This window comes from Photobacterium piscicola, from assembly GCF_900166965.1.
Lineage (GTDB): Bacteria > Pseudomonadota > Gammaproteobacteria > Enterobacterales > Vibrionaceae > Photobacterium > Photobacterium piscicola.
On record NZ_FUZI01000015.1, the window covers coordinates 56,575 to 66,301 of the forward strand.

Here is a 9,727-nt window from a genome sequence, read left to right on the forward strand (position 1 = left end):
AACTCCATCAAAACTTAGTGCTGTGCATCAGAAAAATCAGATGAATGCTTCTGTAGGTACTTCAACACAATAGCTTCGCTATCACGGTCAAAGTTTACAAATGCTAGCATACCGTTAAACATGCCCGGCCATGTGTTTGCATCAAAATGCGCTTCAGCCGGTTGGGTGTGACATACAGAACAGTTGGTGGTGTAAGCTGTTTTTGCTTGTGCCCATACTGGTGTGATGTCATTCACTAATGAGTCTTTAGGCATCCATACTTTAGCGGTAACACGCTGCCAAGGAAGGCCTGTTAGGTCATCGACTTTCTCTTCATATTTATCAACAACTTTATCATTTTGAGCTGATTCTTTAAGTAGAGATGCAACCGGAATATTCATTCCGAAATCTTCCTGAATCACACGACCATAGCCTTTATCTTTACGCCAACCTGCAATCTCAACTTCTACTGCATTATCTGTTTCATCAATGACTTTAACGCCAGATGCTGGATTTAGAATACCCGCTTCAACAGTCATTGCTTTATCTTCATAAACAGGTAAGAAGCGAACGCTATAAATCTCTTCACCTTTGCTGTAATCAGTACCATGAGAAAGTTGGACTAGCTCTGACACCATGCCACCACTGGTATCCATATCTTTTGGTAAGTGGTGAGCAATACCTTTATGACAATCAACACAGCTTTGATCTCGCTCTGCTGCATTTTTCATTTGAACGCGTGCAACAGGGGACATTTTTTCGAAGTCCATACCTTTGTAATCATGGCAATCACGACATTCTTGTGAGCCATTGGCTTTAAAGCGTTCCCATTCATGCTGTGCTAGCACAATTCGGCGATCTTCAAATTTTTCAGGGGTATCAATGAATCCAGCAAAATGGGCAAAGACTTCTTTGCTTGCTTGAATTTTACGTGAAATTTTATCAGTCCAATCATGAGGGACATGGCAATCAGGGCAGGTTGCTCGAACACCTGAACGGTTCTTATCATGAATAGTATTAACGTATTCAGGCACGACATTATCGGCATGACAGCTTACACAGAATTCTTCAGTATTCGTTTTTTCAAGGGCCGTATTAAATCCGCCCCAGAAAATAATACCCGCAACAAAACCGCCAAGGGCTAAAACACCAAGGCTAATATGAACGCTTGGGCGTGATAGAGTCAGCCAAGCTTTTTTTAAAAATGCTTTCATTATTATTGTTTCTCTTTAAATGATGCTTGTAGTGTGAAGTAGGGGATCAACCACCGTGACCGGGAGGACCAAAGACAAACAATTGCAACATCCAAACTGTGAAACCATAACCACCAACGAAAATGACACTTAAAATAGGGAACAGGAAAATGGTAATAAAAAGGAACATTTTCCATTCGCGGCTACGTGTTTTCTTGGCAGTAGCATCAGTAATACTGCTCATAAAACCTCCTAAAATATGGTTAAAGGGAAAGTTATTTCTTATAAATAGTTATATCAATTTTAATTTCAATATGATCATAAAGTAGACCGCTGTACTTATTCAATTATTAAATGCGTAATTCTGTTATTAAAATAGTATTTTTTTGAATTTAAACTTAGTTATTAATACTAAAAATACATATGTATAAATTAATTATTATTTAAGTGTAATTATTACAATAAAATCCAAGAGCCAACTTGTGGTAATGTTGTATTTTTGTTTGTTTTATTGGTGCTTATTGGGTGTGATTGTTGGTTATTGCGATGCTATTAATGGTTTGTGTTGATTGAAAATTGAAGGATTGGTAATGGAAGAAGTGTTTTGTTAATAATTTCACGTAATCTAATATGAATAGAGTCGTAATTAAAGGCTTAATATGAATGGAGTTGTTAATAATACGGGATAGAAAAGAGAGCTATCAGATAGCTCTCGAATAAATATTAATCAATTAATTGATATTCTTGGCGTAATATATCAATAATTTCACTCTTTGGATCTTGGCTTAGAGTAATTGGCTGTCCAGTGATTTTTTCTGCGATATTGGTGTAGATTTTAGATATCTGCATTAATATATCTTGAGGGAGCGCATTCTCTGTCGCTAGTGCAAAACGTTCAGGCATACGTTCTTTATTTAATAAAATATCTGGATCTGGAAAGTAATTAAGTAACACTTGACGGAAATCTTCTTTGGAATTTTCAACGATCTGTCCGTCACGATAAGCGGCACCATCCCAAATTCGTGATGAATCTGGTGTACCCACTTCATCCATATAGATAAGTTTTTCATTACCGTTAGCATCTGTAACGTAGCCAAATTCAAATTTAGTATCGACAAAAATTTGGTCTAATTTTGCTAATTCGTGACTAATAACTGTAAATCCATCGGTTAATAGTTTTTCGTAATAGTTAATATCATCAGTATTTCGGAAATTAAAGGCTTGGTAGTTATTGATGAGATCTTGACGAGTCACGTTAACATCATCCGCTTCAGGCACATTAGGGATGTCTTTTAGGATACCTTTGGTTGAGGGGGTCATTAGAAGCTCTGAAAGTTTTTGATCTTTTTCTAGACCTTCTGGTAGTTCGATACCACAGAAATTGCGTTCACCTTGCGTGTATGATCGCCACATTGAACCTGTGATGTATTGACGACAAATAGCTTCTACCATTACAGGTTTTGCTTTTTGTACAATCCAGACAAAAGGATGGGGAATATCAAGAATATGGCTATCGGCTAAGCCATTATCTTTAAAGAGTTTAAACCAATGATTTGAGATTGCATTAAGTGCCGCGCCTTTACCGGGAACACCTTTCAAACCACCTTCACCATGCCAAATACAGTCAAAGGCGGAAATGCGATCACTGATAATCATAATTGCAAGAGGCGCATCAGGTTGAACGTTGTAGCCTTTTTGTTGAATTAGACGACGACTGTCTGCGTCTGTTAGCCAATAAACAGAGCGTACTTTTCCACTGTGAACGGGTTTATCGGTACGGATGGGCAGGTCGTCATTGACGGCAAGAACTTGATCAGCAAGACTCATGGTGAAATTCCTATTTCAAAATGATGGCATCGAAATACAGAGTGTTTAAGATAAACATTACCTCAAGCACTCATCTTATTAAGCATAATACTCGGTTCATTGTACGACTACCAGTAAAAAAGCAAACGATTGCTTTTTGGTTTAAAATGGTGACAAATGTAAAGTATGGTAATGAAATATCATACTTTACATTATGAGATAGTGTTTTATTGGGGATTAAAAACGTTGATAAAAGGCATGTAAATCACGGGGCGTAATATAAAACATGTGCAATAACCATTGTTTAGTATCGTCCAGGTTGAACCAGACAGGTGTAAATTGGAAATGACTCCAATTTGTGACAACTTGTAGTGCACCATCATAACTTGGTGCTAGATCAAATAAGATAACAATGGCGATAACCTGAGCTAGGCTAATGAACGGTTTGGTAAAGGCAAAAGGTTTAAGTGCGGTGCCAAATGATGATTTAAAGCGTTTGTTTGATAGATCGACGCTGTATATTTCATCAAGGACTAAATGTACGATGCCGCCAAGTAGAACAAACCCGCCAGCAAACCAGCTATCAGTCGCTGTATGCCCCAATAAGACGCAAATATGGACACAACAGAGTGCAATAAGAGTCACAAATGAAATCGAGTGACATGCGCCACGGTGAACCGTACAACGGTCAAATACCGCTTTGCCAAAATAACGAATAGTAATAAACAATGAGATGACATACAAAATCAACTCAAGCATTGCGACATGGGTGTAAATATGGCTGATGAGTAAAAAACAACAAAACCCAGCCAGAAGTGTAAACAATGCTTTCATCGACGTTGAGTGGTCTGAATCAATGTCAGGTAGAAGCCCACCGATGGTGCCAAAAAAAGTCATCCATAGTGCAATGCTGGGGCTAATATGATCAGCCGACAACAATGTAGTTGCTGTTAAACCACTAACAATTGCTGCAATTGTGAAATGGGTCGAGAAATTTGCCAAGAAAAATGAATTCCAACTGGATACATATACAGGTATTTATCACTGTTAGTTATCTTAGTTCAATATTTATCACACTTTTAATGTAATTTATGAAAGTGATTGAGTGAAAAAGAATCATTTTAGTTTTTAGTTGCAATTAAGGTGAATAAATTGCTTTCTCAATTTGAAGCTGAAAGGAGTAAAGAGAGTAGCTGTATACGCTTTAAAAGGTCACAGCTACTTGAAATTAAAGCAGGTGATCTTAACCTGTAATCAATGCTGAAATGATGCCGATAATACCACCAAAGACTCCGCCCCAAATAACCAGCCAACCCAGGTGTTCGCTAATCATTTTTTCTACCATTTCTTTGACCATTTTAGGAGTAAGTTCATTTAAACGTTGGTCAATAATATCTTCAATTTTACTTTCAATATCATGCAATGTTTCAGGTTTGGCTAATTGTTGTTTCAGTGCTGTTTTAAAATTATCTTGTTCACTGATTTCTGTTACTGATAGCTGCATTTTCTCAATAAAAGGTTCACGTAATGGTTCCATGGCTTCTGGGCCACCCATCATGGTGATCATGCCGCCAAAGGATGAATTCATGATCACATCCAGTAATGAATCAAAGGTTGGTGCAAAATCAATTTTGCTGATAATTGGTTGCATATCCAGCACGGTTGATTGGTCGGTATCTTGGCTTAAAAAGCGACTAATGTTTTGTTGAGTAAAAAACTGCTCCATCATTAGGTTTTTAATGGCTAGTTTAAACGCTTCAAAGCGAGCAGGGATAACACCTGAACCATAAAGGCCGGGTACTTTTTCAAATAACATATAAATGGCAAGCCAGTTTGTTAATGCACCGGAAAAAGCAAATAAGCCACAGTAAAGAATGATATGTTGATTACTAATATAACCAATGAATAAGAGAAGGAGAGAGAGCACATTGGTCATTAAGCTTTTATTTTTTATCATGATGTAGTTCTTAGTAGTAACACCGATTGAAACGGCAAATAAAGACAGTCAATGGCGCATAGCCACCAATAATGGAGCCGAATTTTAACAATAGATAGTGACCAATGCCAGATTTTGCTGGGCTACACCATCTTTGATTACACGATGTTTGGTAGATAAAGGAGTGTGGATGTAATGTCATGTTTTACGATTTAAACTTTATATGGCAATTGCTATACTCGTTTGCTATGCGTTTATTGCCTTACTGAGTATTTTTAATGACCCGTTTTACTGCTGAACAAACTGCTTTTATTCATCATCAGTCAGGTAACGCACTTTGTGTTGCTGGTGCGGGAACGGGGAAAACAACAACGTTAGTCGGTGTTGTAGAACATAAATTACAATCAATCGCAGCAGAACAAATGTTGGTATTGATGTTTAACCGTGATATTCGCACCGATTTTAAGGAAAAGTTAGCACAGATCCCGTTAGCCGCGCGCGTGCCTGTCCATACTTTTCATAGCTTTTGTTTTCAGCTATTAAGACAGTCGGGGTATCTATCTGCGACGGGTTATCAAATTGATTTTAATAATGGTGATAGTGATAAAACCATTGCTAAACTTGTCTTACGGCAAATGGCGGCACAAGAAAAATCGTATCAAAAACAACAAACGTTTAAAGATCCTCGCACTATTGAATTGTTAATGAGCTTTATTGGGTTAGTCAAAGCACATATGTTGCCGCCCAAAGAGGTATTTGATCTCTCTGAAATTAATAGAGAATATGCCTTTATCATTGAAGCATTTTTGAACTTTGAAACTGTACGTAAAGAGCGTAAACAGCTATTTTTTGATGATTGGCTGGTAGAAACTATACAGTTATTAAAAAATGATCAAGCTCTATGCCATTACTATCATCAGCAAATTAAATTTATGATGGTTGATGAATTTCAAGATATAAACACCGCGCAATATCAATTGTTGAAATTACTATTATCACCACAAGCTCAGTTAGTTGCGGTAGGTGATGTTGATCAGTGTATTTATAAATGGCGGGGTAGTGCTCCACAATTCATGCTTAATTTTGAACAAGATTTTGCGCCAGCAACGACATATAGTTTGTCGCATACGTTTCGATTTGGGCATAGTTTAGCATTAGCGGCTAGCCATTTAATTGCTAATAATAAACAAAGATTTCATGACTTTCAGACCATTGCGCATGAATCTGTTGCGGATACTGCTGTGGATGTTATTGGTACCGCTCGCCAAGTGGGAGAAATTGCGCAATCAGTGGCTGATTTTATTCAACAAGGTGGTCAACCTGCTGAAGTGGCTATTTTAGTTAGACGTTGGTCACAGGCGATGTTATTTGAGTTAGCTTTTTTAACAAAGAAAATACCTTACCATATGCCGATCGGTTCGGTGTTAACACACAGTCGTGAAGTAAAGTTGTTAATGGACGTTATGATATTAGCAACGGGGCGTTTTTTAACATTAGCAGATAACGATAAAGCCAATTTATTGTTTAATTTATTATCTTTTCCACACTGCTATGTACCTAATAAAAGTTTACGCCCATTGTGTGAGTCTTTATCACAGCGGCCAAGTAACGAATGGCTTAGTTTAATAAAGCAAACTGAAAAAATTCAACCTACATTAAATCTAGAAACGTTTAAAGATCGGATTGAATTATTATTAATGCTGCAACGAAAAGGAAAGTTTAAAGCGCTGGCGGTTTATAAGCAATATCGTCGAGACAGTGAACTTGATAATTGGATTTGGAAAACAGAAGCAACGGCAACGGAAATAGAAGAAGCCGTTGAACGTTTAGACAGTGTTGAAACCGTATTAGAATCAATGGATCAAACCTGTGATAAAGCTTTACAGTATTTTGAATATTATACTCAACAGTCTGCAGCTGAAAACCAATCACACCAAAATAACAGTGTGCAACTAACCACTATCTTCAGAGCTAAAGGATGTGAGTATAGTCAGGTACATTTACCTTATTGGGATAAAGATGCTTTTCCTTATGTTAATCGATCATCATTGGGTATTTCAGCAGATACAGAAGAAGAACGTCGACTTGCTTATGTAGCAATAACACGTGCCAAGCATAGTGCCAAAATATATTATACGGTTGAGAATACCAAGAAAGATCAATATGTGCGTAAAGACAAAAATGCCAGTCAATTTATTCTAGAATCTAAAGCTGATGTTGCGCAGGAAATTGGCCCTCAACTTTATCATGATGGTGAGCTGCCATACCATAAATCACCTGTTGTGCAGGGATATTATCGTCGTTTAGCTCGTATTGATGACATGCAATTACCACCAAAGGTTGTTGCTATTTCTTTGCCTGAGATAAATACAGCAGGAGAAAGTGTTTATAGCTATGAGTGGGCATTACAACAACCGATACCGGATAAAGCTGATAAATTGATCCGTAGTATGGTTCAAACAAAAACGACTAAATATTTAGAAACTGAAGTAATACGTATTATTCGAGAATTAAAACAAGCAGGCACGGAGAAACAAAAGGTATTGATTAATCGTCTTATTGTTGTTGCCCGTGCCAAGGCGCGTAAATATAGCTAACTATTTATGATCAAAGAATATCTTACTGTTAGGGTTTTAATGTTCGCGGTTAGATCGTGCTTCACGTTGACCAAGATTTTGTTGAATAGCGAATTCAAGTCGTTCGCGCAATTGACGAGATTTAGTTTCAGTATTTCTAAACCCTAACGATTGTAATAATTTTCTAACCATGATTAAAACCTATTAATTTACGTTAAGACAATAACGCATACATAATTATTTGAGTAATATTGTCTTAAATTATTAGAGAATTAACACCGTCCTTGAGCTTCCTATGGCTCCATTATATCGTCTGTGTTAATTACACAGACCCCTGCTGATATAAAGGATGTTAAAATTTCAATAAGCATAACGAATGAAATAACGTTGAAACGTTAGGCTTATTGGTCGATTTTATGGCACGTTTTTTTTACTGTCAAAGTAATATTAAGCTTCAAGGTAATAAGGGGATAAGATGCTAAAAAAGACCCAGATCACACTTTTGTTGACTGGTTTTGCCATTTATCGACTACTAAAGCTGCAATTAAATCACCTTCAACATTGACCGCGGTACGGAACGTATCTAATGGGCGTTCAATAATGAGTAGAATCGCAATGGCTTCCAGTGGAATACCAACCGCAAGCAGAACTAATTGCATACCCGACATTGATCCTGATGGCATCCCTGGTGCTCCAATAGACGACACCATCGCCATAATGAAAATCATAATCAATCCTGATGTTCCGAGTTCTATACCGTAAAGCTGAGCAAGAAAGATAGCAGCAACCCCTTCAAAAAGTGCAGTGCCATCCATATTCATGATTGAGCCTAATGGTAATACCATACTGCTGGTGGGTTGAGATACCCCTAAATCTTCTTGTGCTGTTTGCAATGAAAGTGGCAACGTCGCTGAACTTGATGAGGTTGCAAATGCCATAGTCATAGGGGCTGAAAGGGCACGGAATAACGTTGAATATTTAATCCCTGTAAACACCTTCGCGAGTAAAGGTAATACGATGCCGCCGTGCACTAAGGTCAGTAAAAATACCAATAAAGCAAATAAAGCTAATTCGCCAAAAATACTGTTTCCGCTTTGTATCGTAAATTGAAAGACAATTGCAAATACAGCTAAAGGTGCCAGCTTAATAACGGCAGATACTACTCGATTAATTGCAATATTGAACCCTGAAATAAGCTCAAAAATAGGGTGCTTAGCTGGTAAACTGGCTAATAAGGCAATACCTAATAATAGTGCAAATACAACAATGGCTAATAAGTTTGTCGTTGCTAGCGCTTGAAACGGATTAACTAGCGCCATGTTAAATAATTTCTCGGTAATAGCGCCGCCAGAAGAAGCACTATTATCAATTAATTGTACGTGGTTACCAACCGTAACTTGGGCTGTATCAATTAAGTGTGGCCATTTAGGGATTGCAAGTGAAACACCAAGACCTAAACAGATAGCAAGTGTTGATGTTAAGCTATAGAAAGCAATCGTCTTATAACCTAATGTTTTTAATCGTGATGTTGAACCAATACTTGTAATGCCTTGTAGCAATGAGAATAGCACCACAATACCGACAAGCATTTTGAGTAAGCCGATATAGGTTGTTTTAGTTAACATTAATAATTTAAAAGCAGTGGTATTTTCAAAACCTGCATGTAAGGGTAAGAGAGAAGCAATCCCCCATGCTAAAAGCGCTGCTATCATCAATTGAAAAGGTAACGACTTGAATAGACGACGGTTCATGGAAAAGGTCTCTGTTCTGGGTTCGTATCGTAACGAGAATATAAAAAGAAGAACTTGGTATTAAAAGGCTTAATTAATTATATAGGGTGCCTAATCCAAGGGATGCGTTAAATATAAATTGTAGTGTAAAAATAAAAACGCTCTGACACCAAATGTCAGAGCGTGGCAATTGCCATTCTCAATTAACGATTATTTGGACGCTATCCAAATAAGGTAGAAGTAAAACTAAAATATAGTATCGTTAAAGAGTTAATTGCTAATCCATTAGCATATGGTATTGAACAAGTGAAAATAAAAATAAGCGATTCCCTTTACCGATGATTCAGTAAAGGTAATGTAGATTGTAATCGTGCTAGTGATTACTTATCGAAGTGAATAACCGTACGGATACTCTTACCTTCATGTAGTAGGTCAAATGACTTGTTGATGTCGTCTAGGCCCATGTTAAATGAGATGAAATCATCAAGTTTGAATTCACCCGCCATG

Annotated in this window: 8 protein-coding genes and 1 pseudogene; 1 reads left to right on the forward strand and 8 read right to left on the reverse strand. The window is 37.3% G+C overall.

The window, feature by feature from the left end; translation table 11 throughout:
* Positions 1 to 14: 14 nt before the first annotated feature.
* From torC to CZ809_RS19535, 5 genes are all read right to left on the reverse strand, one after another.
* Positions 15 to 1,193 (reverse strand): pentaheme c-type cytochrome TorC, encoded by a 1,179-nt coding sequence (torC, locus tag CZ809_RS19515; RefSeq protein ID WP_080159190.1) that lies wholly within the window; start codon positions 1,191 to 1,193, stop codon positions 15 to 17.
* A gap of 46 nt (positions 1,194 to 1,239) precedes the next feature.
* A complete protein-coding gene (torE, locus tag CZ809_RS19520) occupies positions 1,240 to 1,416 on the reverse strand; it encodes a trimethylamine N-oxide reductase system protein TorE (RefSeq protein WP_080159191.1) in 177 nt (58 codons plus the stop codon).
* A gap of 479 nt (positions 1,417 to 1,895) precedes the next feature.
* The gene (locus CZ809_RS19525) at positions 1,896 to 2,999 is read right to left on the reverse strand and encodes a phosphoribosylaminoimidazolesuccinocarboxamide synthase (RefSeq protein ID WP_080159192.1); all 1,104 of its coding nucleotides are present in this window, start codon (positions 2,997 to 2,999) and stop codon (positions 1,896 to 1,898) included.
* A 216-nt stretch (positions 3,000 to 3,215) separates the two neighbouring features.
* Positions 3,216 to 3,980, reverse strand: a complete 765-nt coding sequence (locus CZ809_RS19530; protein ID WP_080159193.1) for a metal-dependent hydrolase — start codon at positions 3,978 to 3,980, stop codon at positions 3,216 to 3,218.
* Between the two features lie 241 nt (positions 3,981 to 4,221).
* Entirely contained in the window at positions 4,222 to 4,935 is a 714-nt protein-coding gene (locus CZ809_RS19535; RefSeq protein ID WP_080159194.1) for a DUF445 family protein, read from the reverse strand.
* 257 nt (positions 4,936 to 5,192) lie between these two features.
* Here CZ809_RS19535 and CZ809_RS19540 point away from each other — a divergent pair, with 257 nt between their 5' ends.
* Positions 5,193 to 7,511 carry an ATP-dependent helicase gene (locus CZ809_RS19540; RefSeq protein WP_080159195.1) on the forward strand — a complete coding sequence of 773 codons (2,319 nt, stop codon included), beginning with the start codon at positions 5,193 to 5,195 and terminating at the stop codon, positions 7,509 to 7,511.
* Between the two features lie 36 nt (positions 7,512 to 7,547).
* Here CZ809_RS19540 and CZ809_RS21505 read toward each other — a convergent pair whose 3' ends face one another.
* The 3 genes and pseudogenes from CZ809_RS21505 to CZ809_RS21065 form a co-directional block, all read right to left on the reverse strand.
* Positions 7,548 to 7,682: a hypothetical protein gene (locus CZ809_RS21505; RefSeq protein WP_255418348.1), complete on the reverse strand. Its 135-nt coding sequence runs from the start codon at positions 7,680 to 7,682 to the stop codon at positions 7,548 to 7,550.
* 302 nt (positions 7,683 to 7,984) lie between these two features.
* Entirely contained in the window at positions 7,985 to 9,241 is a 1,257-nt protein-coding gene (locus tag CZ809_RS19545) for a dicarboxylate/amino acid:cation symporter (protein ID WP_080159196.1), read from the reverse strand.
* Between the two features lie 359 nt (positions 9,242 to 9,600).
* Positions 9,601 to 9,727, reverse strand: a pseudogene (locus tag CZ809_RS21065) (S-(hydroxymethyl)glutathione dehydrogenase); the annotation flags it as partial.